Source organism: Pantoea sp. BL1, assembly GCF_000963985.1.
Classification (GTDB): domain Bacteria; phylum Pseudomonadota; class Gammaproteobacteria; order Enterobacterales; family Enterobacteriaceae; genus Pantoea; species Pantoea rwandensis_B.
Genome location: NZ_JZRH01000011.1, coordinates 102,039 through 128,973 on the forward strand (window position 1 = coordinate 102,039; position 26,935 = coordinate 128,973).

Consider the following 26,935-nt stretch of genomic DNA (forward strand, 5'->3'; position numbering starts at 1 on the left):
TTTGTGACATCGCATAAACTTATGACAGCAGCCCTTGTTGCCATACTGATGACAACAGCACACAGCAGGCTGCATTAATGGAGGAAGACCATGAAAAAATGGCTTATCGTTATCGCTGCGTTGCTACCCTTAAGCAGCATGGCAAATATGCTGAACAGCACAAATGACCCGAATAAACCCGGCTATAACCCGAGCCAGCAGCGCATGCAAACGCAAATGCAGGTCCAGCAGCAACAGCAGCAGCAAAAACTGCGTCAGGATCAGCAGCAGCAGAATCAGGAATTACAGCGGAAAATGCAGGAGCGAAGGGATAGCGCCCAGCAGCGCGTGATTCAGCAACAGCCGGGCCAGCAGCAAAACCAGAATTAACGGAAGTCGGGACCGATAATGTCGATGCGGTCAGTACAGATGGCATCGACGCCCCAATTCAGCAGCTCGCGCGCCCGCGCGGGCTGGTTTACTGTGTACACCAGAATGTGCAATCCGGCGGCTTTCAGCTGCGCGGTGCGTTCAGCATCCAATAATTTATGGTTCAGATGGATGGAAACGCAACCCAGTGCTTGGGTCAGCGCCTGCCAGTCATCGTGCCACTCATCCAGCAATAATCCGCGTGGCAACTCAGGCGCTGCCTGCATCGCTGCTTCCAATGCTGCATAAGAGAAGGAAGACAACAGTGGCGCCGTTTGGCCTTGCCACAGTTCGCGCGCGGCCAACGCCACATCGCGTCCGGTCTCCACCTCTTTGCCGGTGGTCGGTTTGATCTCAATGTTCGCCATCATCTGATGCTGGCGACAGCGATCGGCCACGTCACGCAGCAGCGCCAGCGGCTCGCCTTCATACTCACGGCTGTACCAACCGCCCGCATCCAGCTGCGATAGCTTACTCCATGAGAGATCGCCCGCCACACCCCAGCCGTTGCTGGTGCGATCCAGCGTATCGTCATGCAACAGGAACACCTGTTTATCATCCGACAGCTTGGCATCAAACTCGATCATGGTATGACCGTACTGCGCGCCAACATCAATCGCCGCCAGGGTATTTTCCGGTGCCAGCTTACCGCCGCCGCGATGGGCGACGATCGGTGGGTATGGCCAATTTTCTACACTCATTCCAGACGCTTTCCATGGGTTGAATCGAAGAAGTGTAACGCATCTGGCGGCAGATGCAGCCACAAGGTGCTGCCCGATTGCGGACGCTCACTGTGCGGCAAACGTACGACCAGGCGAGTGTTGCCGATGCGGCCGTGCGCGAGATTATCCGCACCCAGCATCTCCAGCGTATCCACCACTAATGGAATGCCGCCCCCGGCTTGCGAGCTGAGCACCAGATGCTCAGGGCGAATACCCAACGTAAGGGGACGATTCGCCCACTTCGCTTTGCTTTCACCCAATGGCAGGCTATTAAGCGCATCGAGGGTAAAGCGCGTGCCGTCGCTGTTGATTTGGCCTGGCAGCAGGTTCATTGCGGGCGCACCGATAAACGATGCCACAAACTGGCTTGCCGGACGCTCATAAACTTCCACCGGGGTGCCCACTTGCTCGACCACCCCTTTGTTCATCACCATCACACGCTGGGCCAACGTCATCGCTTCCACCTGATCGTGTGTCACATACAGACTGGTGGTTTTCAGGCGGCGGTGCAGTTGTTGCAGTTCAAGACGCATCTGCACACGCAGACGCGCATCGAGGTTCGATAATGGCTCATCAAACAGGAATACCGCCGGTTCACGTACAATCGCACGGCCCATCGCCACACGCTGACGTTGACCGCCCGACAGCTCACGTGGACGACGAGCCAGCAGGTGATCCAGTTCCAGGCTGCGCGCGGCTTCCATTACGCGTTGATCGATCTGCTCTTTGCCCATACCGCGAATTTTCAGGCCATAAGCCATGTTTTCGCCCACGGTCATGTGCGGGTAAAGCGCATAGTTCTGGAACACCATGGCGATGCCACGATCTTTCGGTTCCATGTTAGTGACACGCTTATCGTCGATGTAGATATCGCCCGAGGTCACACGTTCCAGGCCTGCAACCATGCGCAGCAGTGTCGATTTACCACAGCCCGAAGGGCCGACCATCACCATAAACTCGCCATCGTTGATGGTGATATTCAGCGGCTGAATGATCTGATTTTTGCCGTCATACGATTTGGTGACGGTCTGAAGGGTTACGCCTGCCATTTATTTATCACTCTCCACCAGGCCACGCACAAAGGCACGTTGCATCACGAGTACCACCACCACCGGTGGGATCAGGGTTAATAACATTGCCGCCATCACTTCGTTCCACTGCGTCGGGCCGCCGCTGGTGTTGATCATACTTTTCACCCCGGCAACCGCCGTGCTCAGAATCGGATCGTTAATGATCAACAGCGGCCATAAATACTGGTTCCAGCCGTAGATAAAGGTGATCACGAACAGTGCGGCAAGGTTGGTTTTTGACAAAGGTAAGACGATATCCCAGAAGAAACGCATCGGGCTGGCACCATCAATACGCGCCGCTTCAATCAGCTCATCCGGCAGCGACATAAAGAACTGTCGGAACAGGAAAGTTGCGGTTGCCGAAGCCATTAGCGGCAGGGTTAAGCCACTGTAGCTGTCGAGCATGTTCAGGTTTGAAATCACTTCCACCGTCGGGAAGATACGCACTTCCACCGGCAGCATCAGGGTGATGAAGATCAGCCAGAAGAACAGTGAGCGCAACGGGAAGCGGAACCACACCAGTGCAAACGCGGAGAGCATCGATACCGCGATTTTGCCCACCGTGATGCCCAGCGCCATGATCAGGCTGTTCATCATCATCATGCCGAATGCCGGGCCACTGCCGTTGACGCCCTGGGTCCAGATGCGTGAAATGTTGTCCCACAGATGCGTGCCGGGCACTAAGGTCATCGGCACCTGATACACCGCTTCGTTATCCAGCGTCGCGGCGACTATCGCCACGTACAGCGGGAACAGAATGGTCAGTACACCGAGCACCAGCAGGGTATGGCTGAAGATATCCAGCCCGCGTCGATTCTCAATCATTGGTATTGCACCTTACGCTCGACAAAGCGGAATTGCAGGATCGTCAGTCCAATCACCAGCAGCATCAGCACCACCGACTGCGCGGCAGAGGATGAGAGATCCAAACCGGTAAAGCCTTCGCGATAAATTTTGTAGATCAGCGTGGTAGTGGCCTGCACGGGGCCACCGCCGGTCGCGGCATCGATCACCGGGAAAGTATCGAAGAAGGCATACACCAGATTGACCACCAGCAGGAAGAAACTCACCGGGGTGATCAGCGGCAGTGACAGATTGAAGAAGCGGCGCACCGGTCCAGCCCCGTCAATCGCCGCCGCTTCCACCAGCGATTTGGGGATCGATTGCAGCGCGGCGAAGAAGAACAGGAAGTTGTAACTCATCTGCTGCCAGATGGACGCCAGCACAATCAGGAACATCGCCTGACCGCTGTTTTGTGCGTAGTTCCAGTTGTAACCGATCTGGTTCAGCAGATGGCTAAACAGGCCGAGGCCGGGATTGAACAGGAACATCCACAGTACCGCGGCAATCACGGGCGCAACGGCATAAGGCAGCAGCAGCAAGGTTTGATACAGTTTTTTTAGCCGTATGACGTAATCGACCAGCGCCGCCAGCAGTAGCGAGAAGGTCATGCCACACACGGTGACCAGTGCGCTGAACTCAATGGTGGTCCAGAACGAAGCGAGGTAATACTCATCGCTGAACAGACGTTTAAAGTTCTCCAACCCGACAAAGGTGCTGGAAATACCAAAAGGATCGATGCTTTGCAGCGAATACCACAGCGCTTCACCGGCAGGCCATAAGAAGAAAATGGCGGTGATCACCAGTTGCGGTGCCACCAGCAAATAGGGCAAAAATCGGGAGCGAAATACGGGGCGTGATGAGGACATAGCAGACTCGCCAAAAGAGAAATCGGGGCTGACGCCATGCGCCAGCCCCGAGACAACGGAATTACTTCACTTGCTGTTCAAAACGACGCAGCAGTTCGTTTCCGCGCTTCACAGCGTTATCCAGTGCAGCCTGTGGAGCCTGTTTGCCCGTCCACACGCCTTCCAGCTCTTCGTCCACGATGGTACGAATCTGTGGCATATTGCCCAGACGCATGCCTTTGGTGAATGGCAGAGGATCTTTGTTCAGCATCTGACGCGTGGCAATGTCTGCGCCTGGGTTCTTGTCATAGAAGCCCTGCTGCTTGGTCAGCTCATATGCCGCGGTGGTGATGGGCAGGTAACCGGTCTTCTGGTGCCATTCCGCTGCGATTTCTGGTTGTGCCAGGAACTTCATGAACTCCGCTACGCCTTTGTAGGTGTCAGCATCTTTGCCTTTCATCACCCACAGGCTTGCGCCGCCAATGATGGCGTTCTGCGGTGCGTTTGGCACCGTTGAGTCGTATGGCATCATGCCGACGCCGAAGTTGAATTTAGCGTAATGCTTGATATCCGCCAGAGAACCGGAAGAAGCCGTGGTGATGCCACAATCGCCGTTGTAGAACTTCGCGGTTGATTCATCTTTACGACCGAAGTAGGTGAAATCGCCCTTTTTGTTCATGTCTTCCAGCATCTGGATGTGGCGCACCTGAACGGGCTTGTTGAATTCCAATACCGCGTCGGTACCGTCAAAGCCGTTGTTTTTGGTGGCAACCGGCAGTGCATGCCAGGCGCTGAAGTTTTCGATTTGAATCCAACCCTGCCAGCCGCTGGCGTAACCACAGGTCATGCCCGCTTTACGCAGTGCGTCGGCGTCTTTCGCCAGCTCCTGCCAGGTTTTAGGTGGCTGATCTGGGTTCAGACCGGCTTTCTTGAATGCATCTTTGTTGTAGTACAGCACAGGTGTAGAGCTGTTGAACGGCTGAGAAATCAGCTGGCCCTTGCTGTCGCTGTAGTAACCTGCAACCGCTGGCACGAACTGTTTCGGGTCCATCTGCACGCCGGCGTCTTTGAACACGTCATGCACAGGCACGATAGCTTTCGAGGCCATCATGGTCGCCGTACCCACTTCGTAAACCTGCAGAATCGCCGGTGCTTTACCGGTACGTACAGCAGCAATACCCGCTGCCAGGCTCTGCTCATAGTTACCTTTGTAAGTCGGTACGATTTTGTATTCTGGGTGAGCCTGGTTAAAACGTTGTGCCAGAGAATCGACTTCTTTGCCTAACTCGCCTTCCATTGAGTGCCAGAAAGGAATGTCAGTGGCAGCCAGCGCATTACCGCTGAGCGCCAGACCAAGCAAAACACTCATCAGGCGGGGACGAAGCGTAAAAGCGGACATAAGTTTTTTCCTGTGCTGTTAGGTACGCGCGATATCACGCATTTTTTTGTTCGCGAAGTAACATGACACGGGGAAATGACGGATTAATAACAGGTTTATGACGGGAATGTGACGGAGATTGCGCGTATTAGAAAGTTTAAAGTGGTGCGGATTAGTTAAAGATGACCTTTTATCAGACCGTCGGCGGCGCAGTCAGATTGCGGGCGGACAGCGCACAGCCACCGGAACGTACACGTAGTACGTGAGGATGGCGACACTGCCCAACCGCAAGCTGGCAAGTTAGACAGGTCAGACGCCGAGGCAGCGCGTAGCCACCGGAGCGTACTCTTAGTACGTGAGGATGGCGAGCACTGCCCAACCGCAATCTGGCAAGTTAGCCAGATCAGGCACCGAGGTAAGCGCTGCGGACTGCTTCGTTGGATAACAGCGCTTCACCACTGTCTTCAAGTACCACGTGACCGTTCTCCAACACGTAGCCGCGATCGGCCAGCTTCAGCGCCTGGTTGGCGTTTTGCTCCACCAGGAAGATGGTCATGCCCTCTTTACGCAGCTGTTCAATCGTATCGAAAATCTGCTGAATAATAATCGGCGCTAAACCTAAAGAAGGCTCGTCGAGCAACAGCAAACGCGGCTGACTCATTAACGCACGACCGATCGCCAGCATCTGCTGTTCACCACCGGACATGGTGCCCGCGCGCTGCACTTTACGTTCAGCCAGACGCGGGAACAGCTGATAAACCCGCTCAATGCGCTCCTGATACTGCTGACGCGTGGCAAAGAAACCGCCCATCGCCAGGTTCTCTTCCACCGTCATGCGGGAAAACACACGGCGGCCTTCCGGCACAATCGCAATCGCTTCACGCATGATTTTGGCGGTTTGCCAGTCGGTTATCTCTTTGCCATCGAACACGATTGTGCCACTGGTGGCACGCGGTTCTCCGCACAAAGTGCCGAGCAGCGTGGTTTTACCTGCGCCGTTAGCACCAATCAACGTGACGATTTCACCCTGGCTGATGTGCAGATTAATGTTGTGCAGTGCCTGAATCGGGCCGTAATGGGCACTCACCCCTTGCAACGTTAAAATTGGGTTTGCCATCTTACGCCTCACCTAAATAAGCACGGATCACATCCGGATTGTTACGCACTTCTTCCGGCGTACCGTTAGCCAGCGGTGTCCCCTGGTTCACCACATAAATGCGGTCAGAAATGCCCATCACCAACTTCATATCGTGTTCGATCAACAGTACCGAGACCTTATGCTCACCGCGCAGTTCGGCAATCAGCTCGTCCAGTTCGTGGGTTTCGCGCGGGTTAAGTCCTGCGGCAGGCTCATCCAGCATCAGGATTTCCGGACGCGTCACCATGCAGCGTGCAATCTCCAGACGGCGCTGTTGACCATAAGCCAGGTTACCCGCCTGGCGGTTGGCCAGCTCCAGCAAGCCGATGCGATCCAGCCAGGTGGCAGCACGATCCAGCGCTTCACTCTCACCGCGACGGAATGCCGGGGTCTTAAACAGGCCGGAGAACACGCCGCTTTTCAGGTGCTGATGCTGCGCCACCAGCAGGTTCTCAATCACTGTCATCTCACGGAACAGACGCACGTGCTGGAAAGTACGCACGATACCCATGCGCGCAATTTTCTGGCCAGGCTGCCCCTGCAACTCTTGATCGCGCAGTTTGATGGTACCGCCGGTCGGCTTGTAAAAACCGGTCAGGCAGTTGAACACCGTGGTTTTACCGGCACCGTTTGGCCCGATCAGTGACACGATTTCCTGGGGATGCAGTTCCAGCGCCACATTGTTGACGGCCAACAGCCCGCCAAAGCGCATCATCAAGCCTTCAACGGCTAACAAAGGCTGACTCATGCCTGCTCTCCTTGTTTACTGCTTTTCAACTTCAGGTGTGGACGCTTCATCGGCAGCAGCCCTTGCGGACGCCAGATCATCATCAGCACCATCAAACCACCGAGCACCAGCATGCTGTACTCGTTCAAATCACGCATCAATTCGCGCGACACCACCAATAGTATCGCCGCGAGGATCACCGCGAACTGCGATCCCATGCCGCCCAGCACCACAATCGCCAGCACAAAGGCAGACTCGACAAAGGTGAAGGATTCCGGGCTGACAAAGCCCTGACGTGCAGCGAACAACGTGCCGGCAAAACCCGCGAACACGGCACTAATCGTGAAGGCGGTCAGCTTAATACGCGTTGGGCTCAGACCCAGCGAGCGGCAGGCGATCTCGTCTTCACGCAGCGCTTCCCACGCACGGCCCAATGGCATGCGCAGCAAGCGGTTGATAACGAACAGCGTCAGCACCACCAGCAGCAGCGCCACCAGATAGAGGAAAATCACACGATGATTCGGATCGTATTGTAGCCCCGTCAGCTCATGGAAAGTGGTCCAGCCGCCTTCACTGACACGACGTCCAAACTCAATGCCAAACAGGCTCGGTTTAGGAATCTGCGCGATACCGTTTGGACCGCCGGTAATAGAGGTGCTGTTCAGCAGCAGAATACGCACGATCTCACCGAAGCCGAGCGTCACAATCGCCAGATAGTCACCGCGCAGGCGCAGTACCGGGAAGCCGAGCATCAGGCCAAACGCACCCGCGACAATCCCCGCCAGCGGCAGGCTTTCCCAGAAACCAAAACCGTAATAGTGATTGAGCAACGCAAAGGTGTAAGCGCCGATGGCATAGAAACCACCGTAACCCAGCACCAGCAAACCAGACAGGCCGACCACCACGTTGAGGCCGAGACCGAGCATCACGTAGATCAGCGTTAATGTGGCGATATCGATACTGCCGCGCGACACCAGAAACGGCCACAGCACCGCAGCAACAATCAACAGCGCCATCACCAGCTTTTGCTTTGGCGTCGAACCATCGAAGCCAGGCAGCACAAAGCCTTTACCGCTGCGTTTGAACTTGCCATGGAACAGCGGACGCAGCAGCTGAAAGACAAAAACCACCGCACAGCCGATGAAAATCCAGTTCCAGCGCGCCGCGCCAGCGTTAGCCACCACCAGTTTGGTGCCATCAAGATCGAGACGGACGCCCATAAAGAAAGTGGCGAGAATCAGTAACATCACCGTTGAAATCACGGCGTTGACCAGACCGAGGCGTTTCATACTTTCTCTACCTCCGGACGGCCCAGAATGCCGGTAGGCATCACCAGCAGCACCACAATCAGCAGCGCGAAAGACACCACATCTTTGTATTCGGTCGACAGATACGCCGAGGTCAGCGCTTCAGCGATACCGAGCACCAGACCACCAATCATCGCGCCCGGAATACTGCCGATGCCGCCTAATACCGCAGCGGTAAACGCCTTCATCCCAGCCATAAAGCCGATGAACGGGTTGATCGAGCCGTAGAACTGGCCCAGCAACACGCCCGCCACCGCTGCCATCGCGGCACCAATGATAAAGGTCAGTGAAATCACGCGGTCAGTGTTAATCCCCAGCAGACTGGCCATTTTCAGGTCTTCCGCACAGGCGCGGCAGGCGCGGCCCATACGTGAATAACGAATAAACAGCGTCAGGGCGAGCATCGAGAGGAAGGTCACCACCCAAATCACCAGCTGCATGGTGGAGAGCGTGGCAGCAAAGCCGTTGCTCTCGCCCAGCGTCCACTGGCCGGTGATCAGGCTTGGCAACGCCAGATCGCGCGAACCTTGCGTCAGACTGACGTAGTTCTGCAGGAAGATCGACATCCCAATAGCCGAAATCAGCGCGATTAAGCGCTTAGAGGAGCGCACGGGTTTATACGCCACGCGCTCAATGCTCCAGCCGTAGGCGCTGGAGATGATCACCGCCATCACGAACCCGGCGGCAATCATCAGCCACGTGGTATCGATACCCATCATCATCAGGGCGGCAATCACAATAAAGGAGACATAACTGCCGATCATATACACCTCGCCATGGGCGAAGTTGATCATGCCGATGATGCCGTAAACCATGGTGTAACCAATGGCGATCAGCGCGTAAGTGCTCCCGAGGGTAACCCCGTTGAACATCTGCTGAATGAAATAGAGAAACTGCTCGGACATAGTGAGGACCTGCATGTGGACTAAAAATCCCCTCTCCCTTTTGGCAGAGGGTTAGGGTGAGGGAACAGGCGCGCGGGATCTCATCAAGATGGTACGCGCTGTCCCTCCCCCAGCCCTCTCCGGCAAAAGAGAGGGCCAATCTATTTAAGGTTGGGAATTACTTAACAGCGGTAGAGGAACCGTCTTTGTGCCATTTGAAGACACCAAATTCGAAGCCCTTCAGGTCGCCTTTCTGATCCCAGTTCAGGTTGCCCATCACCGTTGGAACCGCTGCGCCCTCTTTCAGGTTTTTAGCAATGGCATCTGGCTCAGCGCTCTTGCTACGTTCGATACCGGCCACCAGCGACTGAATGGCCGCATAGGTGGTCCAGACGAACGGACCGGTTGGGTCTTTACGGTTAGACGCGGTATTGGCTTTGATGGCTTCAACAATCGCCTTGTTCTCTGGCAACTGGTCATAACGTTTCGGCAAGGTGACATACAGGCCTTCAGATGCATCACCGGCGATGTTAGACAGTGAGGCGTTGCCCACACCTTCTGGTCCCATGAAGCCAGCAGTCAGACCGGCTGCTTTTGCCTGACGCAGAATCTGGCCCAGCTCTGGGTAGTAGCCACCGTAGTAAACGAAATCGACGTTTTCTTTCTTCAAACGCGCAATCAGCGTAGAGAAATCTTTATCGCCCGCGGTGATACCTTCGAACAGCACCACGTTGCCGCCTTTGGCTTTCAGGGTTTTCTGCACCGATTCGGCCAGTCCCTGACCGTACTGCTGCTTGTCATGCACCACAGCGATACGTTTTGGTTTGATCTCATTGAGAATGTAAATTGCAGCGGTTGGGCCCTGATCGGAATCCAGACCGGTAGTACGCAGCACATCCGCATAGCCACGAGCGGTCAACTCTGGTGCGGTTGCCGCTGGGGTGATCATCAGAATACCTTCATCGTTATAAATGTCGGAAGCAGGCTGAGTAGAAGAGGAGCACAGGTGGCCGATTACATACTTGATGCCGTCGTTAACTACTTTGTTGGCCACTGCAACCGCTTGTTTCGGGTCACAGGCGTCGTCATATTCCACGCCAACCAGTTTGTCACCGTTCACGCCACCTTTGGCGTTGATGTCCTTAATGGCTTGCGCTGCACCGGTAAACTGCATATCACCGTATTGCGCAACCGGACCGGTTGCTGCGCCAACGATGGCAATCTTGATATCTTTCGCCAGTGCCGCGTGGCTCAGCGCCAGCGCAACGCAACCCGCCAGTAATGCGCGTCCTTTACTCATTTTCATGCGAACTTCCCCATCTGTTGTGTCGTGTGTCGTTGTGTTTGGTTTATTTTCTGCCAGTCAATGAGGAAAACTGATTCAAGAATAATGAGTTAGCGCTCTTTTCTGGCATTTATTGGTAATAAGGCTTTATTTTTCAGGTTATTAAACAGGAACTTTCTTCTGTAAATCAACTGACATATTCAGTATTAGTCGCGTTGCACAGCAGAATCATCTGGTTTTTATGGCCGGTTTTTAGCCAAAATGCCAGCGTGTTATGCTGGCTATTTCAGCTAACATTGATGACTTCCTCCACAATCCTGGCAAACTGGCTGGCATTTGACCTATTTTCATCGCAAAAAAGTGACAGCACGCTGACTGTCTAAATTCGCTACACTATGGCCTTTCTGGCAGTACAGGTAAGGGTAATGAAGCTCACTATTCAGCGAATCACCGCACTCACGCCGCAGGATCGTTTGGATTTAGCTAAAGTCTGGCCGCAGATCGATATTTCGCAACTTGAAGCTGTATTAAGCGAGACGCAGCGCTTGTATGCGGCAAGGTTTAACAATCGTCTGTTGGGTGGGTTACAGCTGGAAATTCGTGGCACGCAGGGGAAGATTTCGCACCTCACCGTGCGCGAAGTGACGCGGCGGCGCGGCGTCGGGCAATATCTGCTGGAAGAGACCATGGCGCAGAATCGCGCGCTGGCGGATTGGTGGGTAGCCGATGACGGCGACGACGATCAGAGTGTGCGCGCCGCCTTTATGCAGGCCTGTGGTTTTCGCGCGCAGGCCGATGGCTGGGTGCGCTAATGATTTCGAACACATAGCGGCGCGATTTATCGCGCTGGCCTGAAGCGCCTGGGTTGGTGACCGATGCGCCATAAATTGCGCGGCTTCGGATTTTGAGCAAATAAAAAGGGCGACTATAAAAGTCGCCCCGTTTTGACCTGATGCTTTATCAGGCTTCAATCGCCATACGCAGTTTCTTCATGGCGTTCTTTTCCAGCTGACGCACACGCTCTGCAGAGACGCCATATTTGTCGGCCAGTTCCTGCAACGTGGTTTTGTTCTCATCATCCAGCCAACGGGCGCGGATGATGTGCTGGCTACGCTCATCAAGGCTCAGCATGGCATCGCTCAGCTTATCAGCAGCGTGCGCATCCCAGTTATCCTCTTCAATGCCGTCGGCAAAGTCTGAGGTTTTATCCTGCAGATAGAGTACCGGTGCCATCGGCTTACCTTCGCCAGCTTCGTCATCCGAAGACATGTCGAAAGTCATATCCTGCGCGGCCATACGAGATTCCATCTCGAGGACATCTTTGCTGCTCACGCCTAACTCGCGCGCAACCATCTCCACTTCATCCTGATTAAACCAACCAAGACGCTGTTTGCTTTTACGCAGATTAAAGAACAGCTTGCGCTGGGCTTTCGTGGTCGCGACTTTCACGATACGCCAGTTACGCAGCACGTATTCGTGAATTTCTGCTTTAATCCAGTGCACGGCAAATGACACCAGACGCACGCCAACTTCAGGGTTGAAGCGACGCACTGCCTTCATCAGGCCGATGTTACCTTCCTGAATCAGGTCCGCCTGTGGCAGGCCGTAACCGGAGTAGTTACGAGCAATATGAACAACAAAGCGCAGGTGAGACAGGATCAGCGTCTTAGCTGCATCCAGATCGCCCTGGTAATGCAGTTTCTCCGCTAATGCCTTCTCCTCTTCTGCCGTCAATACCGGCCAGTTGTTGGCAGCCCGGACGTAAGATTCCAGGTTACCCAGAGGCGCAATCGCTAAAGTTTGCATTTCTTTGGTCATTCAAACCCTCACAAATTCAATGGACTTGCTGCACAGTTTCCTGGCGCAGACGTTACATTATGTCAACGTCGCCAAAAAACCAAAAGCAATCTGTGCTACTTGGACGACAAAGTTATCCACAAGTTCAATATTAGCAGTGAATATTTTACACACAGATGACGGCGGGGAAAATAGGAAGATTCCTCTGCTCCCAGGTCGTCGGCAGCAGAGGAAGAGTATATCAAAAAACGTTGCTGTTGGTTACTGCGGCGTAAATCGGCGTAAATGTTGTACAGTCGCTAACCATGCGGCAATCCAGCCAATAATCGCGGCAATCAGCAGCAGCAGTAGCCCTTCATCCCAGGAAAAACCTTCCAGAACAAAGGTGGTACCAAACACCGTCGCAACCTGCGCCACCACCGATTGCAGACGCAATACCAGCACTTCGGACAGCAGCAATGAAAGTACTGCACCACTGAAACCTAACAGCGCGCCGCCATACAGGAACGGACGCAGGATGAAACCATCGGTGGCACCAATCAGCTTTTGCACGTTGATGGTATCACGACGGGCAAAGATGCTCAGGCGCACACTGTTACCGATGACCAGGAACACCGCCACCACCATCAGCAGACCAATCATCGAAGCGATTTGCCCCACCAGACCGGTCAACGCGGCTAAACGGGCAAACCAGCTGTCATCCATGCGCACTTCATCCACGCCCTGCACTTTCGACACGCGATCACGCAGGTTAGCCATGGTGTCCGAATTCTGGAAATTGAGTTTCGGCGTGATGATAGCCACAGCGGGCAACGGGTTTTGCTCCAGCATGTCCATTGAACCGCCGAAACCAGACCAGTTGCGGAACTCATTCAGCGCTTCTTCACGGGTCAGATAGTTAACGTTATCCACGCCATCTAACTTTTTCAGCTCAGCAGCGACATTCTCAGCAGCCGTATCATCCAGCGCTTTATCCAGATACACCGTCAACTGCGGTGCCGGATACCACTGCGTCGCCGCCTGACTGACGTTTTTCCACACCATATAGCAGACGCTGGGCAGCGTCAGCGAGATGGCAATCACCATCACGGTCAGCAGCGTGGCCAGCGGCTGACGCCACATATCCGACAGCGTGCCGCGCAGCGCATAGCGCCACTGCTCCTGCCAGCCGCCTTTCAGCGCCTTACTTTTTGAAGGCGCCTTGGCCGCCTTCGGCGCCGCTGGGCGCTTATTGCGTTTATTGACCATCATGGCCTCCGTGCAGGCGTCCCTGATTCAGCGTCATCAAGCGGTAATTGCGGCGGGCAATCAAACCGGTGTCGTGCGTCGCCATCAAGACGGTCACACCGACGCGGTTGAACTCTTCAAACAGACGCAGAATGTCTTCTGACAGGGCATCATCCAGGTTACCGGTGGGTTCGTCCGCCAGCAGCACCGCAGGTTTGTTCACCACCGCGCGGGCAATGCCCACACGTTGCTGTTCACCACCAGAAAGCTGGATCGGATAACTCTTCGCTTTGTCGAGCAAGCCGACTTTGTCCAACGCTGCCGATACACGGCGACGAATATCTTCACCGCTGGCGCCGGAAATGATCAGCGGAATCGCCACGTTGTCATAGACCGAACGATCCATCAGCAAGTGGTGATCCTGGAAAATCATCCCGATCTGACGTCGCAGGAAAGGCACTTCGCTGCGACGCAGACGTGAAATATCGTGGCCGCTAAACCAGATTTGCCCGGCGCTCGGGCGCTCAATGCCACAAATCAGCTTCAGCAAGGTACTTTTCCCTGCGCCGGAGTGGCCGGTCAGGAATGCCATTTCGCCGGGGCGCAGATGGAAATCCACTCCCTGCAGCGCCTGACGTCCTCCCAGGTATGCTTTACTGACCTCTTCAAAGCGAATCATCCCAATCATTCCTCTCGGGCAAACAGTGCCTCAATAAAGTCTGCGGCCTTAAACGGCCGTAAATCCTCGATGCCTTCCCCGACACCGATATAGCGAATCGGAATGCCAAACTGATCGGCAACCGAGAAGATCACACCACCTTTGGCGGTGCCGTCGAGCTTGGTCAGCGTGATGCCTGTCAGTCCCACCGCTTCATGGAACAGTTTGGCCTGGCTAACGGCGTTTTGCCCGGTGCTGGCATCGAGGGTCAACATCACCTCATGCGGTGCATCCTCATCCAACTTTTTCATCACGCGGGTGATTTTTTTCAGCTCTTCCATCAGATGGGCTTTGTTCTGCAGGCGACCAGCGGTATCTGCAATTAATACATCGACGTTGCGCGACTTCGCGGCCTGGATGGCGTCGAAGATAACGGAAGCCGAGTCAGCACCCGTATGCTGAGCCACCACCGGAATGTTGTTACGCTGACCCCAGACCTGAAGCTGTTCCACGGCTGCTGCACGGAAGGTATCACCCGCCGCCAACATCACTGATTTGCCCTGCGCCTGATATTGACGCGCCAGCTTACCGATAGTGGTGGTTTTACCCACGCCGTTGACGCCCACCATCAGGATAACAAATGGCGCCTTGCCGCCCACATCCAGTGGCTGATCAACCTTTTCCAGAATGCCGGCCATTTCACTTTTCAGCAGGCCGTAAAGTGCTTCAGCATCACGCAACTGCTTGCGGTTAGCCTGCTGCGTCAGATTGGTGATGATGCGGCGCGTGGTCTCCACACCCACATCAGCAATCAGCAGCTGCTCTTCCAGCTCTTCAAACAGGTCATCATCGATTTTTTTGCCGCGGAACAGGCTAACAAAACCAGAACCGAGGTTTTCTCGGGTTTTGACCAGGCTGCGCTTGAGGCGAGCAAAGAAGCCCTCTTTGGTCGGACGATCCTGCTCCTGCGTGACCAGCGGCGCAGCGGCCAGCGGTAAATCGCTGACGGTATCCTGCGCTTCGGCTTCAGCGTCTTCTGCATAGGTTTCGGCCAACGCCAATGCTTCAAGCTCTTCGTCGCTCAACGCGTCGTCTTCAGATTCAACGGCTGCGTCTTCGACCTCTGGCTCGTGCTGCGCAATCACGGGTTCAACAGGTGCTTCTTCGATCTCTAGCTCATGCTGCGCAATCACTGGCTCAACGACCGCTTCTTCGATCTCTGGCTCATGATGTACAATCACGGGTTCAGCAGGCGCTGCTTCGACCTCTGGCTCGTGCTGCGCAATCACTGGCTCAACGACCGCGTCTTCGATCTCTGGCTCATGCTGCGCAATCACTGGCTCAACGACCGCTTCTTCGATCTCTGGCTCATGCTGCGCAGCAGGCGCTTCAACAATCAGTTCTTCTGCCTGAGGCTCCTCTTCGATAGGCGCCACATCCGAATGGACTTCCTCTTCCGGCAGCACTTCCTCTTCAATTGCCGTGATCGGCTCGGACACCACCGCTTCCGGCTGTGCCCGTTGTTCTTCGGCTACGTGCTCAGTGACGGCAACCGTCTCTTCCGCCTGCGCTTCGGCGCTTACTAACGCGCTCTCTTCAGCGATCGGCTGTTGCGCCGCTTCGGCCGGTTGCTGCTCTTCCGCAGGCTGCTGCTTCTCTTCTTCTTTGCCAAAGCCTAGCCAGGAAAAAAAGCCACGTTTTTTCTCTTTTGCCATTGTGTAACCACACTCCTCGATGGCTTATTCCCGGTAGCACGCTGTTCCCAGGGGATAAAAAATTCAATTTTTTGTTCGCGAGCGGCGTAAAAATCAGGCAATTACGCGCGCCATATCAACTCAGTAGTCTAACACTTTCCAGCCAGCGCACCACAGCACCCTTTTTTACGTTTCTTCTGCCTGCCACGCCCGTTAAACTACGCAACAAATTATGACGAGTTGTGAGCAAAATGAGTAAATCCCCCCGCAGCAGCGGCGCTGCTGGCCAGATTCGTATCATTGGCGGACAGTGGCGCGGTCGCAAATTACCGGTGCCGGATAGCGCGGGTCTGCGCCCGACCACTGATCGCGTGCGTGAAACCCTGTTTAACTGGTTAGCGCCGGATATTCAGGAAGCGCGTTGTCTTGATTGCTTCGCCGGTAGCGGTGCGCTCGGGCTGGAAGCACTGTCACGCTATGCGGCGTCTGCTACGCTGCTTGAGATGGAACGTTCCGTCGCCCAACAGCTGTCGCGGAATCTGCAAACCCTGCGTGCGACGCAAGGCAATGTCGTGCAGACCAATACTCTTCAGTGGTTGAGCCAACCCGGAGAGCCGTTCGATGTGGTGTTTGTTGATCCACCCTTCCGCAAAGGGTTACTGCTGGAGACGCTGACGCTGCTGGAAAACAACGGCTGGCTGGCGGAGAACGCGCTGATTTACGTCGAAAGTGAAGTGGAGCACGGCACGCCAGTGGCTCCCGCTAACTGGGACTTGTACCGCGAAAAAATTGCCGGTCAGGTGGCTTATCGCCTTTATCAACGCCAACAGGAGACGCACGATGTGGCTTAATCTGGGACGATTACTGATGATTTGCGTCTGGGCATTTCTGCTGCTCAATCTGGTGCATCCTTTCCCGACACCGCTGCGCTACTTTGTGCATGTGGCACTGTTCTTCATGGTGATCATGCACGGCTTGCAGCTGGTTCTGCTGCGCGCTACCCAGCCGAAAGAGGCGCCAAAACTCAGTGGCGTCACGCAGGCGAAGATTTTCTTTTTTGGTGTGTTTGAACTGCTGGCATGGCAGAAGAAGCATTACCCGAAGATGTAACGATACGGGCCGCAGCAGCGGCCCGTTTTATTGCGCAGGCGTGAAACTGACAAAGCGGCTACCCTGCATTTTCAACTCTCCCCTCGCGCCTTTATCAATATGATGATAGTCATTAGCGCTCACCACCACCTTGATATCACTCGCCCCATTGAGTGGATGAAACCAGGCTTCGTACTTCATATCTTCAGCCACAATCTCTTCACGCTGGCGCGTACGGCGATTGGGCGAAGGGAACTCACGTTTGGTTTTCACTTCAACGCTAAGTGAGCGAATCGGTGAAGCATCATTTACCGCGGTTTCACGGCGTTGCTTAATAAACTGACGGGTCGCCAATACGGCAATAATCGCCAGAACGATGAAAAAGATTAGCGGTGGTTTGCTCATGTTTTCTCTCGCACTTTGCGTTAGTGTCGGAACAGTTAAAGACGACAAAGCATACAACCAGAGTTGACCGATTGTCACATTCGTCGCCGGTAACTTACACTGAGATCGCGATTTTGGGAAAATTCATGACTCTGAACAGCACGTTCAGAAAAGGGAGAAAACATGCTTTGGTCTTTCCTTGCCGTACTTTTTTCCGGTTGGCTGTACGTTGATGCTTCATACCGCGGCCCGCAGTGGCAACGCTGGCTGTTCAAACCCGTTACCTTGCTGTTGCTGGTCGCCTGGGCATGGCAAGCCCCCACACTGAATACTACCGACTATCTGATTCTGGCGGGCCTGGTTGCCACTCTGGTCGGTGATGCACTGACATTACTGCCTCGCCAGCAAATGCTCTATGCACTGGGCGCATTCTTCCTGTCACATCTGCTCTACACCATCAGCTTTGCTGCCCACATGACCATGAGTTTCTTCTGGCCGATTCCGGTCACGCTGCTGGTGATTGGGGTGGTGGTGATTGGCATTATCTGGTCGAAGCTGGAGGATTTGCGCTGGCCGATCTGTACCCTCATTGGGATGACGCTGGTGATGAACTGGATGGCGGCAGAGAATTACTTCTTCCGCCCGACGGATTACAGCTTCTCACTGTTAGTTGGCGCTGGATTGCTGCTGTTAGGCAACATTGTCTGGTTTATCACCCATTATCGCCGCCGCTTCAGTGCCGATAGCGCCATTGTTGCCGCTTGCTACTTCGCCGGCCACTTTATGATTGTGCGTTCACTGTGGCTGTATTGAAGAAAAGATGACCTTTTGCTTGACTCTGGAGTTGACTCCAGAGTGTAGCATTCGGGATGCGGGCAGTGGCCCGCATTGATCCCGGAGGCTCTATGCACGCCCATTCTCATTCATGCCGTTGTGGAAAATCCCACAGCAAAACCCAGCCGCTGTGCGCCATTCGCAGCGTTTCACCCACGACGCTGAAAATCTCAGCCGCCCTTCCCGCCACACCAGAAAGTGGTTGCGGTTGCTGCGACAACGAGAGCGGCAGTCCCGGTGGCGAAAGCGACGCCGAAAGCGACAGGCCCACGCTCAGCGCCCATCAATTCCGCTGGCAGATTGCTGGAATGGACTGCCCCAGCTGCGCGCGAAAAATTGAAAGTGCCGTGCAACAGCTGGCACAAGTACGCACTGCTCGCGTGATTTTTGCCAGTGAAAAACTGCTAGTGGATGCCGACCAGGATATCCGCCCGGCCATCGAACAAGCGGTAAAAAATGTCGGCTTTACCCTGACCGCAAACGATCCGCAATCTCAGCCCGCACCGCAACGCCGCTGGCAGGAAAATGCCGGTTTGCTGTTACTGGCGCTGCTGATGCTTGCCAGTTGGCTGCTGAGCCAGGTTTCTCCGGTATGGGGCGATCGCCTGTTTGTAATGACCACGCTGATCGGCCTGGCTCCGATTGCATTCAGCGCGTGGAAACTGCTGCGAGGCGGTTCACCCTTCAGTATCGAAACCCTGATGACCCTTGCCGCCACCGGTGCGTTGGTGATTGGCGCACATGCCGAAGCCGCCATGGTGCTGCTGCTGTTCCAGTTGGGCGAACGGCTGGAGTCATTTGCAGCTTCTCGCGCACGTCGCGGTGTGACGGCGTTAATGGCACTGCGCCCCGATACCGCTACGCGTTTGACAGGCACGCAGCGTGAGCAGGTGGCGCTGGCTGACTTGCACCCTGGCGATACGATTGAAGTCGCGGCTGGCGGTCGTTTGCCGGCCGATGGCGAGCTGCTGAACCAGAGCGCCAGTTTTGATGAAAGTGCGCTGACAGGCGAATCCGTGCCGGTTGCGCGTCAGCCGGGCGAAACGGTGATGGCTGGCGCCACCAGCGTCGATCGTCTGGTCACGCTGAAAGTGATCTCCCAACCTGGCCAGAGCGCGATTGACCGCATCCTGCAGCTTATCGAAGAAGCTGAAAGCCACCGTGCGCCGGTTGAGCGCTTTATTGATCGCTTCAGCCGCATTTATACGCCTGCCATTATGCTGCTGGCGCTGTTAGTGATGGTGCTGCCGCCACTGTTAGCGGGGGCCGCGTGGTTGCCGTGGATTTATAAGGGCCTGACGCTGCTGTTGATTGGCTGCCCTTGTGCGCTGGTGATTTCAACACCCGCAGCGATCACCTCTGGCTTAGCGGCGGCCGCGCGTCAGGGCGCCCTGATCAAAGGCGGAGCCGCGCTGGAACGTCTTAGCCGTATCCAGACCATGGCATTCGATAAAACCGGCACCCTCACCCTCGGTAAACCGCAGGTGACCGAGGTCGATTCCTTCAGTGCGATGGATGAACACGAGATGTTGCGGATGGCAGCGGCCGTGGAGCAAGGTTCCAGCCATCCATTGGCGATCGCCATCGTGCGCGAGGCAGAAAAACGCCAGCTCAAGCTACCGCGCGCCCGGCAGCAGCAAACGCTGGCTGGCAGCGGCATCCGTGCGCAGATTGATGACGTGACGTTTCAGCTGCTGGCACCGCGCGATATCTCCACACTCACCGTCGACCAGCAGCAGGCGATCGCGCAACGAGAAGCGCAAGGTAAAACCGTTGTGGTGCTGTTGCAGGATGAGACGGTGCTCGGCACCCTGGCGTTGCAGGATCAGCTACGCGAGGAAGCCGTCACGGCGCTGGCACAGTTGCAAGCGCTGGGCATTAATAGCCTGATGCTGACTGGCGATAACCCCCGTGCGGCAGCGGCGATGGCGGCGCAACTCAACATCGATTATCGCGCCGGCTTGTTGCCTGCCGATAAAGTGGAGATGGTGCGTAAACTGGAGCAGCAGCAGCCGCTGGCCATGGTGGGCGATGGTATTAACGACGCTCCGGCGATGAAAGCCGCCACCCTCGGCATTGCCATGGGCAGCGGCACCGATGTCGCGCTGGAAGCCGCCGACGCCGCGCTGACGCAAAACCGCCTGGCGATTCTGCCGCGTACCGTGGCGCTGGCCCGTCGCACGCGTGCCATTGTCCGTCAAAACATCGCGATAGCGCTGGGGCTGAAAGGCATTTTCCTGATCACTACACTGCTCGGTTTCACCGGTTTGTGGCTGGCGGTGCTGGCCGATTCAGGTGCGACAGCGTTGGTCACAGCCAACGCCTTGCGATTACTGCGACAGCGTTAAGCCGTGCCTTTCTGGATCAGATACTGGTACGGCAGCGTTTCCGTCTGCTGTGCCAGCAACTGATGTTCCATAAAGCGGCAAAAACCGGGAATATCACGCGTGGTGGCCGGATCGTCGGCAATGATCAGTAAGGTTTCGCCCGCCTGCATGGTGCGCACGGTTTTACGCACCATCATCACCGGCTCCGGGCAGCGCAGGCCAAGTGCATCAAGCTTGTGGTCCGGCGCAGAAAAGGGATCGCTCATGATTCTCTGTCTTCATTCAAGATGGGCGCTCATTCTAGCGCGCTAAATGCACAGCGCAAGGCGATAACGATTGCGTTAAAATTAACCATTGCATTAATTGCGCAACGCGCTAAGATCGCCGCCGTTTTTTTACCACATTGCTCAATCCTCGAAATAATTCCCGCTGTAGTAAGGCGGCAAGAGCGTGTATCCCCGGGAACTTACACAAGTCAGTGACTGAGGTACGCGAACGCAGCCAACGCCGCTACAACGCGAAGGATGAAGAGGATTGTTGGGTTCCCTCACCCCATTACTAAAAAGGTCTTACATGATTAATTTCTCTGCACGTCAGCGCATGCATGCGCTGTTTTGGCTATCGCTATTCCATTTGCTGGTGATCACTTCCAGTAACTATTTGGTACAGCTGCCGGTTTCCATCTTCGGCTTCCACACCACCTGGGGTGCCTTTAGCTTTCCGTTTATTTTCCTTGCTACCGATCTCACCGTGCGCATCTTTGGCGCGCCCTTAGCCCGTCGTATTATTTTGGCGGTGATGATCCCGGCGCTGTTTATCTCTTACGTGGTGTCCTGCGTGTTCTATCAGGGCGAATGGCAAGGCTGGGCATCGCTGGAACAGGTGAATCTGTTTGTCGCACGTATCGCCAGTGCCAGCTTTATGGCCTATGCGCTGGGCCAAATTCTGGATGTCCACGTTTTTAACCGTTTGCGTCGTTTACCGCAGTGGTGGATCGCCCCTGCAGCGGCCATGTTCCTCGGTAATATCAGCGATACGCTGGCCTTCTTTTTCATCGCCTTCTACAAGAGTCCAGACCCGTTCATGGCCGCGCATTGGGTGGAGATCGCACTGGTGGATTACAGCTTCAAAGTGCTGATCTGCATGATTTTCTTCCTGCCCGCTTACGGTGTGCTGCTGAACAGCCTGCTGAAGCGTCTGGCTGAACGCTCTTCTCAACGCCAGGTGAATTTCGGCTAATTGCACATAGACGAAACGCGACAGCACGCTAAGATTTCCTGACAGACCGGCGGTTGCTTTTGACCGCCGATTCCGTTTTGATAGCCGTCATACTTCAAACGGCTGATCTGTTGGCCGCGCGCGGTTTTCCCACTTCCTTACTCACGTAAGCGCTGGGGAGACGCGCTGGCGACCTTTTTGACGCTTGAATTATTTAGGCTAAAAGCCTGAACGACTGGAATCATGTAAAAGGGAAAAGAATGCGTAACTTAGTGAAATATGCAGGTATTGGTTTGTTGGTATTGGGTCTTGCGGCCTGTGACCAGAAGAAAGAGGATACCGCTGCGGGCAGCAACGGTGCCAGCGCCAGCCAGTCGGCCCAGACTGTCAACCTGATGGACGGCAAGCTGAGCTTCACTCTGCCTGCGGGCATGTCGGATAAGAGCGGCAAGCTCGGTTCTGAATCCACCAATATGCATGTGTACGCCGATGAAACCGGTCAGCGCGCCATTATCGTGATTGCTGGTGACCCAACCAACGAAGCGCTGGATGCCCTGTCACAGCGTCTGGAACAACAACAGCGCGCTCGCGATCCGCAGTTGCAGGTGGTTTCCAATAAAGCGGTGACGCTGAAAGATCAACCTGCTCAGCAGCTGGATACCGTGATTTCGGCCAACAACCAGACGTCATGGTCTTCCGTGATCCTGGCAAAAGTAGATGGCAAACTGCTGACCCTGCAAATTACCCTGCCAGCGGATAATCAGCAGCAGGCGCAGAGCGATGCCGATGCCATTGTGAAGAGCATCACTCTGAAGTAATCCCCTTCATCCTTCGAACGGCAGATGCGTTGGCTGCGTTTAAATGATGTTGGGATCATAGTTATTGTTAACGACGCGCAGGGAAGCGAAGGAGCAGGCTGGGATAGCTCAGGGGCTGGCAATCCACAGTGCTTAACAGAATGAGCCTGTCAGGAGAGCCCGCAGGAAGCGGGCGAAAGGCGGGGCGGCACACGATGTGCCATCCCCGCCGGTCCGTCAGGCAGACGAATGAAGCGAAGTAACCGCGTCAGCGGCGCGAGGACGCCAGCCGCAAACCCATACCAGACTGCGTTAGCCCCCGCCCTTTAGACTGCTTGCTTTACAACCTCACCGGCGAAATATGCCAAATCTCGTCCGCGTACTCCTGAATCGTTCTGTCCGCGGAGAAGTAGCCCATATTGGCGATATTCAATGCCGCACGGCGCTGCCACTCATCCGGCTGGCGATAGAGCGTATCCACCTTATCCTGCGCATCGACATAGCTGCGATAATCGGCCAGCAGCTGGTAGTGATCGCCGAAATTCACCAACGCATCAAACAGATTGCGATAGCGACCTGGCTCACCCGGACTGAATGCGCCGCTGGCAATTTGCGTCAGCGCCTGGTGCAGCTCGGCATCATCCTCATAATATTTACGCGGGTTGTAGCCATCCTTGCGCAGCTGCTCGACCTGCGGCGTGGTGTTGCCGAAGATAAAGATATTCTCCTCACCAACATGCTCGCGCATCTCGACGTTCGCACCATCCAGCGTACCGATGGTCAACGCGCCATTGAGGGCAAACTTCATGTTACTGGTACCCGATGCCTCGGTTCCCGCTGTGGAAATTTGCTCAGAGAGATCCGCCGCCGGAATAATGATTTGCGCCAGGCTTACGCTGTAGTTGGGAATAAACACCACCTTCAGCTTGTTCTTCACCTGGGGATCGTTGTTGATCACATTGGCCACATCGTTGATCAAATGAATGATGTGCTTCGCCACGTAATAGGCGGATGCCGCTTTACCGGCAAAGATATTCACGCGTGGCACCCAATCCGCAGTAGGATCAGCTTTGATGCGGTTGTAGCGCGTGATGACATGTAACACATTGAGCAACTGACGTTTGTATTCGTGAATGCGTTTGATCTGCACATCGAACAGCGCATGCGGATCCAGCACGATATCCATGTTCTTCGCCACCCAATCCGCCAGACGCTTTTTGTTGGCGAACTTGGCATCGGCAATCTGCTCTATGAAGGCCGGATAATCGATGTGCGGCGTCAGTTCACTCAATTGACTGAGATCGGTACGCCAGGTGCGACCAATAGTCTCGTCCAATACATCGGACAGCGCCGGGTTGGCCAGCGCCAGCCAGCGACGCGGCGTCACGCCGTTGGTTTTATTACAGAAACGCCCCGGGAACAGGCGAGCGAAATCAGCAAACAGCGACTGCACCATCAGATTGGAATGCAGCTCTGAAACGCCATTCACCTTGTGGCTGACCACCACCGCCAGCCACGCCATGCGCACCTTACGGCCGTTGTTTTCGTCGATGATCGAGATGCGCGACATCAAATCCCAATCGTCCGGATAATACTCCTGGATGGTTTTCAGGAAGTAATCATTGATTTCAAACACGATGCTGAGATGGCGCGGCAGAATCTTGCCGAACATGTCCACCGGCCAGGTTTCCAGCGCTTCACTCATCAACGTGTGGTTGGTGTACGAGAACACCTGGCAAGTGACCTCAAAAGCGTCATCCCAGCTGAACTTGTGCTCGTCGATCAACAGGCGCATCAATTCAGGGATGGCTAAAACCGGGTGGGTATCATTGAGATGGATAGCAATTTTATCCGCCAGGTTGTCCCAGGTTTCATGCATTTGCCAGTGGCGACTCAAAATATCCTGCACTGTGGCGGAGACGAGGAAATACTCCTGACGCAAACGCAGTTCACGACCAGAATCGGTAGAATCATCCGGATAGAGCACGCGCGATACGTTCTCTGAATGGTTTTTATCTTCCACCGCCGCAAAGTAATCACCCTGGTTAAACTTGCCGAGGTTGATCTCATTGCTGGCCTGCGCGCTCCACAAGCGCAGCGTGTTGGTGGCATCGGTGTCGAAACCGGGAATGATTTGATCGTAAGCCGCCGCGATAATCTCTTCGGTTTCCAGCCAACGTACGCGCGCGCCTTCATGCTGCAGACGGCCACCAAAGCGGACTTTATAGCGGGTATTGAAGCGCTGGAACTCCCACGGATTGCCGTATTCCAGCCAGTAATCCGGAGATTCACGCTGCTGACCGTCGACAATGTTCTGCTTAAACATGCCGTAGTCATAACGAATGCCATAACCGCGTCCCGGCAAGCCCAGCGTGGCGAGCGAGTCGAGGAAACAGGCCGCTAAACGACCCAGGCCGCCATTGCCAAGCCCCGGATCGTTCTCTTCGTCCATCAGTTCACTGAGGTCGAGCCCCATCTCGTCCAGCGCCTGATTGAGATCGTCATAGATGCCCATCGCCAGCAGTGCATTGCCCAGCGTGCGTCCCATCAGGAACTCCATCGACAGGTAGTAAACCTGACGCACATCCTGCGACAGCTGCGCACGGCTGGAGCGCAACCAACGTTCCACCATACGATCGCGCACTGCCAGCAAGGCGGCGTTAAGCCACTCATGCTGATTGGCGATCGACGGGTCTTTACCAATAGTAAACATCAGTTTATAGGCGATTGAGTGCTTCAGTGCGTCAACCGTTAACGTGGGTGAGGCATAGGTGAAAGGTGCATTCATATCCAGTATCCCAATCTCTGATTACAGCAAACGTTGATAAAGATCGCGGTAGGCTTGTGCGGCCACCTGCCAACTAAAATCCATCCCCATCGCCTGCCGCTGAACGTAGCGCCAGAGAGAAGGACGGGACCAGAGGACAAAAGCACGTCGAATCGCGCGAAGCAGCGACCAGGCGTTACTGTCTTCAAAACTGAAACCGCTTGCGACCCCGTCAGCGAGGTTCTCCAGCGAACTGTCCTGCACGGTATCCGCCAGCCCGCCGGTGCGGCGCACTAACGGCAATGTGCCGTATTTCAAACCGTACAACTGGGTTAAGCCGCAAGGCTCAAAGCGGCTCGGCACCATAATCACATCGGCGCCACCGACAATACGGTGCGAGAAAGCTTCGTGATAACCGATCTGCACGCCGACGCTGCCTGGATGTTCCGCCGCCGCAGCGAGGAAACCTTGTTGTAACTCTGCATCGCCCTGGCCCAACAGCACCAGTTGGCCGCCTTGCGCCAGCAGCCCCGGTAACGCTTCCAGCACCAGATCCAGCCCTTTCTGTTTGGTCAAACGGCTGATGACACAAAATACAGGCACTTTGTCATCCACCTTCAGGCCCATGGCGATCTGCAATTGGCGCTTGTTCTCCGCCTTGCTCTCCAGCGTTTCCCGATCGTAACGCGCCGTTAGCAGCAGGTCGTGCGCCGGGTCCCAAATACCCGGGTCAACGCCATTCAGGATGCCACTTAACCGTCCCTCTTTCAGACGCTGCTCCAGCAGCGCTTCCATGCCATAACCAAATTCTGGCCGGGTGATTTCCAGAGCATACGTAGGGCTGACTGCCGTAATATGATCGGCATAAAACAATCCCGCCTTGAGATACGAAATTTGCCCGAAAAACTCTAACCCGTGCATGTCGAAAAAAGCGCGCGGTAGCTGAATCTCATCAAGGTGACGCGCATTGAATAAACCCTGGTACGCCAGGTTGTGCACGGTAAACACCGTTTTCGCCGGGCGACCTCGTGCCGCAATATAGGCGCAGGTCAGCCCTGCGTGCCAGTCATGCGCGTGCACCACATCGGGTTGCCAGTAGGTATCCAACCCGCTGGCTAGCTCGGCGCCCATCCAGCCCAGCAGCGCAAAACGCAGATAGTTATCCACGTAGGCAAACTGCGATGTGTCGTGATAAGGGCTACCGGGACGCTCATACAATCCCGGCGCATCTATTAAATAAATGCCAACACCGTTAAATTGTCCAAATAATAAACGGACCGGCCCAGCAAAAGTATGTAACTCCGCCACGATTTCGGTATCAGGAATCCCTTTTCGCAGATCCGGATACGCGGGAATCAGTACCCGCGCATCCGTTCCACCGGCAATTTGAGCCTGAGGCAATGCGCCGACAACATCAGCCAACCCGCCTGTTTTTAACAGCGGGAAAAGTTCTGAACAGACATGTAAAACCTGCATCCTGGACCCCTATTGTGTTATCGCGCGTTCCCCGCGGCGATTGCCTGTATGTCTTGCTCG

Annotated in this window: 26 protein-coding genes; 8 read left to right on the plus strand and 18 right to left on the minus strand. The window is 55.1% G+C overall.

The genetic code is table 11. From position 1 onward, the window contains the following. The first annotated feature begins 90 nt into the window (after positions 1–90). Positions 91–369, plus strand: coding sequence for a DUF2756 domain-containing protein (locus VH86_RS07245; RefSeq protein ID WP_038643672.1), 279 nt, complete (start codon positions 91–93; stop codon positions 367–369). Here VH86_RS07245 and ugpQ read toward each other — a convergent pair. The 10 genes from ugpQ to VH86_RS07295 all read right to left on the minus strand — a co-directional run bounded on the left by ugpQ (position 366) and on the right by VH86_RS07295 (position 10,628). After that, positions 366–1,109 (minus strand): glycerophosphodiester phosphodiesterase, encoded by a 744-nt coding sequence (gene ugpQ / locus VH86_RS07250; RefSeq protein WP_045832399.1) that lies wholly within the window; start codon positions 1,107–1,109, stop codon positions 366–368. The genes VH86_RS07245 and ugpQ overlap by 4 nt on opposite strands. Next, entirely contained in the window at positions 1,106–2,179 is a 1,074-nt protein-coding gene (locus VH86_RS07255) for a sn-glycerol-3-phosphate import ATP-binding protein UgpC (RefSeq protein WP_045832400.1), read from the minus strand. The genes ugpQ and VH86_RS07255 overlap by 4 nt, the downstream gene beginning before the upstream one ends. After that, positions 2,180–3,025 carry a sn-glycerol-3-phosphate ABC transporter permease UgpE gene (gene ugpE, locus VH86_RS07260; RefSeq protein ID WP_045832401.1) on the minus strand — a complete coding sequence of 282 codons (846 nt, stop codon included), beginning with the start codon at positions 3,023–3,025 and terminating at the stop codon, positions 2,180–2,182. It abuts the gene before it with no gap. Then, complete coding sequence (gene ugpA / locus VH86_RS07265) at positions 3,022–3,909, minus strand: sn-glycerol-3-phosphate ABC transporter permease UgpA (RefSeq protein WP_045832402.1); 888 nt, start codon at positions 3,907–3,909, stop codon at positions 3,022–3,024. Before ugpA ends, ugpE begins: the two co-directional genes overlap by 4 nt. 61 nt (positions 3,910–3,970) lie before the next feature. Next, positions 3,971–5,287, minus strand: coding sequence for a sn-glycerol-3-phosphate ABC transporter substrate-binding protein UgpB (gene ugpB / locus VH86_RS07270; RefSeq protein ID WP_045815773.1), 1,317 nt, complete (start codon positions 5,285–5,287; stop codon positions 3,971–3,973). Positions 5,288–5,669: 382 nt separating this feature from the next. Next, on the minus strand, positions 5,670–6,383 hold the full coding sequence (gene livF, locus VH86_RS07275) for a high-affinity branched-chain amino acid ABC transporter ATP-binding protein LivF (protein WP_038643683.1): 714 nt from the start codon (positions 6,381–6,383) through the stop codon (positions 5,670–5,672). 1 nt (position 6,384) lies between these two features. Next, on the minus strand, positions 6,385–7,152 hold the full coding sequence (gene livG / locus VH86_RS07280; RefSeq protein WP_034827032.1) for a high-affinity branched-chain amino acid ABC transporter ATP-binding protein LivG: 768 nt from the start codon (positions 7,150–7,152) through the stop codon (positions 6,385–6,387). Next, positions 7,149–8,420, minus strand: a complete 1,272-nt coding sequence (locus VH86_RS07285; protein WP_045832403.1) for a high-affinity branched-chain amino acid ABC transporter permease LivM — start codon at positions 8,418–8,420, stop codon at positions 7,149–7,151. The genes livG and VH86_RS07285 overlap by 4 nt, the downstream gene beginning before the upstream one ends. Next, positions 8,417–9,343: a high-affinity branched-chain amino acid ABC transporter permease LivH gene (livH, locus tag VH86_RS07290; protein ID WP_034827036.1), complete on the minus strand. Its 927-nt coding sequence runs from the start codon at positions 9,341–9,343 to the stop codon at positions 8,417–8,419. The genes VH86_RS07285 and livH overlap by 4 nt, the downstream gene beginning before the upstream one ends. 157 nt (positions 9,344–9,500) lie before the next feature. Then, complete coding sequence (locus tag VH86_RS07295) at positions 9,501–10,628, minus strand: branched-chain amino acid ABC transporter substrate-binding protein (RefSeq protein ID WP_045832404.1); 1,128 nt, start codon at positions 10,626–10,628, stop codon at positions 9,501–9,503. Between the two features lie 404 nt (positions 10,629–11,032). On the opposite strand from VH86_RS07295, the gene panM reads away from it, so the two are divergent. Then, a complete protein-coding gene (gene panM, locus VH86_RS07300; RefSeq protein WP_045832405.1) occupies positions 11,033–11,419 on the plus strand; it encodes an aspartate 1-decarboxylase autocleavage activator PanM in 387 nt (128 codons plus the stop codon). Positions 11,420–11,567: 148 nt separating this feature from the next. Here panM and rpoH read toward each other — a convergent pair whose 3' ends face one another. From rpoH to ftsY, 4 genes are all read right to left on the minus strand, one after another. Further along, positions 11,568–12,425, minus strand: coding sequence for an RNA polymerase sigma factor RpoH (rpoH, locus tag VH86_RS07305; protein WP_034827057.1), 858 nt, complete (start codon positions 12,423–12,425; stop codon positions 11,568–11,570). 240 nt (positions 12,426–12,665) lie between these two features. After that, entirely contained in the window at positions 12,666–13,652 is a 987-nt protein-coding gene (gene ftsX / locus VH86_RS07310; protein WP_045832406.1) for a permease-like cell division protein FtsX, read from the minus strand. Further along, the gene (ftsE, locus tag VH86_RS07315) at positions 13,642–14,310 is read right to left on the minus strand and encodes a cell division ATP-binding protein FtsE (RefSeq protein ID WP_034827061.1); all 669 of its coding nucleotides are present in this window, start codon (positions 14,308–14,310) and stop codon (positions 13,642–13,644) included. Before ftsE ends, ftsX begins: the two co-directional genes overlap by 11 nt. A 5-nt stretch (positions 14,311–14,315) precedes the next feature. After that, positions 14,316–16,004, minus strand: coding sequence for a signal recognition particle-docking protein FtsY (gene ftsY, locus VH86_RS07320; RefSeq protein WP_045832407.1), 1,689 nt, complete (start codon positions 16,002–16,004; stop codon positions 14,316–14,318). A 230-nt stretch (positions 16,005–16,234) separates the two neighbouring features. Here ftsY and rsmD point away from each other — a divergent pair, with 230 nt between their 5' ends. Together rsmD and VH86_RS07330 are read left to right on the plus strand one after the other, a co-directional pair. Beyond that, positions 16,235–16,834 carry a 16S rRNA (guanine(966)-N(2))-methyltransferase gene (gene rsmD, locus VH86_RS07325; protein WP_045832408.1) on the plus strand — a complete coding sequence of 200 codons (600 nt, stop codon included), beginning with the start codon at positions 16,235–16,237 and terminating at the stop codon, positions 16,832–16,834. Beyond that, the gene (locus tag VH86_RS07330; protein WP_034827067.1) at positions 16,824–17,093 is read left to right on the plus strand and encodes a DUF1145 family protein; all 270 of its coding nucleotides are present in this window, start codon (positions 16,824–16,826) and stop codon (positions 17,091–17,093) included. The genes rsmD and VH86_RS07330 overlap by 11 nt, the downstream gene beginning before the upstream one ends. A 27-nt stretch (positions 17,094–17,120) precedes the next feature. Here VH86_RS07330 and VH86_RS07335 read toward each other — a convergent pair whose 3' ends face one another. Next, a complete protein-coding gene (locus VH86_RS07335) occupies positions 17,121–17,477 on the minus strand; it encodes a DUF2500 domain-containing protein (protein ID WP_038643696.1) in 357 nt (118 codons plus the stop codon). Positions 17,478–17,639: 162 nt separating this feature from the next. Here VH86_RS07335 and VH86_RS07340 point away from each other — a divergent pair, with 162 nt between their 5' ends. Both VH86_RS07340 and VH86_RS07345 read left to right on the plus strand, forming a co-directional pair. Further along, the gene (locus VH86_RS07340) at positions 17,640–18,269 is read left to right on the plus strand and encodes a lysoplasmalogenase (protein ID WP_038643698.1); all 630 of its coding nucleotides are present in this window, start codon (positions 17,640–17,642) and stop codon (positions 18,267–18,269) included. A 92-nt stretch (positions 18,270–18,361) separates the two neighbouring features. Continuing rightward, complete coding sequence (locus tag VH86_RS07345) at positions 18,362–20,638, plus strand: zinc/cadmium/mercury/lead-transporting ATPase (RefSeq protein WP_045832409.1); 2,277 nt, start codon at positions 18,362–18,364, stop codon at positions 20,636–20,638. Here VH86_RS07345 and tusA read toward each other — a convergent pair. Further along, entirely contained in the window at positions 20,635–20,883 is a 249-nt protein-coding gene (gene tusA / locus VH86_RS07350; RefSeq protein WP_034827082.1) for a sulfurtransferase TusA, read from the minus strand. The genes VH86_RS07345 and tusA overlap by 4 nt on opposite strands. Before the next feature lie 307 nt (positions 20,884–21,190). On the opposite strand from tusA, the gene VH86_RS07355 reads away from it, so the two are divergent. Both VH86_RS07355 and VH86_RS07360 read left to right on the plus strand, forming a co-directional pair. Beyond that, on the plus strand, positions 21,191–21,856 hold the full coding sequence (locus tag VH86_RS07355) for a 7-cyano-7-deazaguanine/7-aminomethyl-7-deazaguanine transporter (RefSeq protein WP_045832410.1): 666 nt from the start codon (positions 21,191–21,193) through the stop codon (positions 21,854–21,856). Between the two features lie 239 nt (positions 21,857–22,095). Beyond that, a complete protein-coding gene (locus VH86_RS07360) occupies positions 22,096–22,653 on the plus strand; it encodes a DcrB family lipoprotein (protein ID WP_045832411.1) in 558 nt (185 codons plus the stop codon). A gap of 319 nt (positions 22,654–22,972) precedes the next feature. Here the strand turns inward: VH86_RS07360 and glgP are convergent, their stop codons facing one another. Together glgP and glgA are read right to left on the minus strand one after the other, a co-directional pair. Beyond that, entirely contained in the window at positions 22,973–25,420 is a 2,448-nt protein-coding gene (gene glgP, locus VH86_RS07365) for a glycogen phosphorylase (RefSeq protein ID WP_045832412.1), read from the minus strand. A gap of 21 nt (positions 25,421–25,441) precedes the next feature. Further along, positions 25,442–26,875, minus strand: coding sequence for a glycogen synthase GlgA (gene glgA, locus VH86_RS07370; protein ID WP_038643704.1), 1,434 nt, complete (start codon positions 26,873–26,875; stop codon positions 25,442–25,444). Positions 26,876–26,935 lie beyond the last annotated feature (60 nt).

Coding starts and splice junctions, on each gene's coding strand:
- VH86_RS07245 (WP_038643672.1), top strand. CDS start 91: ATGAAAAAATGGCTTATCGTTATCGCTGCGTTGCTACCCTTAAGCAGC.
- ugpQ (WP_045832399.1), bottom strand. CDS start 1,109: ATGAGTGTAGAAAATTGGCCATACCCACCGATCGTCGCCCATCGCGGC.
- VH86_RS07255 (WP_045832400.1), bottom strand. CDS start 2,179: ATGGCAGGCGTAACCCTTCAGACCGTCACCAAATCGTATGACGGCAAA.
- ugpE (WP_045832401.1), bottom strand. CDS start 3,025: ATGATTGAGAATCGACGCGGGCTGGATATCTTCAGCCATACCCTGCTG.
- ugpA (WP_045832402.1), bottom strand. CDS start 3,909: ATGTCCTCATCACGCCCCGTATTTCGCTCCCGATTTTTGCCCTATTTG.
- ugpB (WP_045815773.1), bottom strand. CDS start 5,287: ATGTCCGCTTTTACGCTTCGTCCCCGCCTGATGAGTGTTTTGCTTGGT.
- livF (WP_038643683.1), bottom strand. CDS start 6,383: ATGGCAAACCCAATTTTAACGTTGCAAGGGGTGAGTGCCCATTACGGC.
- livG (WP_034827032.1), bottom strand. CDS start 7,152: ATGAGTCAGCCTTTGTTAGCCGTTGAAGGCTTGATGATGCGCTTTGGC.
- VH86_RS07285 (WP_045832403.1), bottom strand. CDS start 8,420: ATGAAACGCCTCGGTCTGGTCAACGCCGTGATTTCAACGGTGATGTTA.
- livH (WP_034827036.1), bottom strand. CDS start 9,343: ATGTCCGAGCAGTTTCTCTATTTCATTCAGCAGATGTTCAACGGGGTT.
- VH86_RS07295 (WP_045832404.1), bottom strand. CDS start 10,628: ATGAAAATGAGTAAAGGACGCGCATTACTGGCGGGTTGCGTTGCGCTG.
- panM (WP_045832405.1), top strand. CDS start 11,033: ATGAAGCTCACTATTCAGCGAATCACCGCACTCACGCCGCAGGATCGT.
- rpoH (WP_034827057.1), bottom strand. CDS start 12,425: ATGACCAAAGAAATGCAAACTTTAGCGATTGCGCCTCTGGGTAACCTG.
- ftsX (WP_045832406.1), bottom strand. CDS start 13,652: ATGGTCAATAAACGCAATAAGCGCCCAGCGGCGCCGAAGGCGGCCAAG.
- ftsE (WP_034827061.1), bottom strand. CDS start 14,310: ATGATTCGCTTTGAAGAGGTCAGTAAAGCATACCTGGGAGGACGTCAG.
- ftsY (WP_045832407.1), bottom strand. CDS start 16,004: ATGGCAAAAGAGAAAAAACGTGGCTTTTTTTCCTGGCTAGGCTTTGGC.
- rsmD (WP_045832408.1), top strand. CDS start 16,235: ATGAGTAAATCCCCCCGCAGCAGCGGCGCTGCTGGCCAGATTCGTATC.
- VH86_RS07330 (WP_034827067.1), top strand. CDS start 16,824: ATGTGGCTTAATCTGGGACGATTACTGATGATTTGCGTCTGGGCATTT.
- VH86_RS07335 (WP_038643696.1), bottom strand. CDS start 17,477: ATGAGCAAACCACCGCTAATCTTTTTCATCGTTCTGGCGATTATTGCC.
- VH86_RS07340 (WP_038643698.1), top strand. CDS start 17,640: ATGCTTTGGTCTTTCCTTGCCGTACTTTTTTCCGGTTGGCTGTACGTT.
- VH86_RS07345 (WP_045832409.1), top strand. CDS start 18,362: ATGCACGCCCATTCTCATTCATGCCGTTGTGGAAAATCCCACAGCAAA.
- tusA (WP_034827082.1), bottom strand. CDS start 20,883: ATGAGCGATCCCTTTTCTGCGCCGGACCACAAGCTTGATGCACTTGGC.
- VH86_RS07355 (WP_045832410.1), top strand. CDS start 21,191: ATGATTAATTTCTCTGCACGTCAGCGCATGCATGCGCTGTTTTGGCTA.
- VH86_RS07360 (WP_045832411.1), top strand. CDS start 22,096: ATGCGTAACTTAGTGAAATATGCAGGTATTGGTTTGTTGGTATTGGGT.
- glgP (WP_045832412.1), bottom strand. CDS start 25,420: ATGAATGCACCTTTCACCTATGCCTCACCCACGTTAACGGTTGACGCA.
- glgA (WP_038643704.1), bottom strand. CDS start 26,875: ATGCAGGTTTTACATGTCTGTTCAGAACTTTTCCCGCTGTTAAAAACA.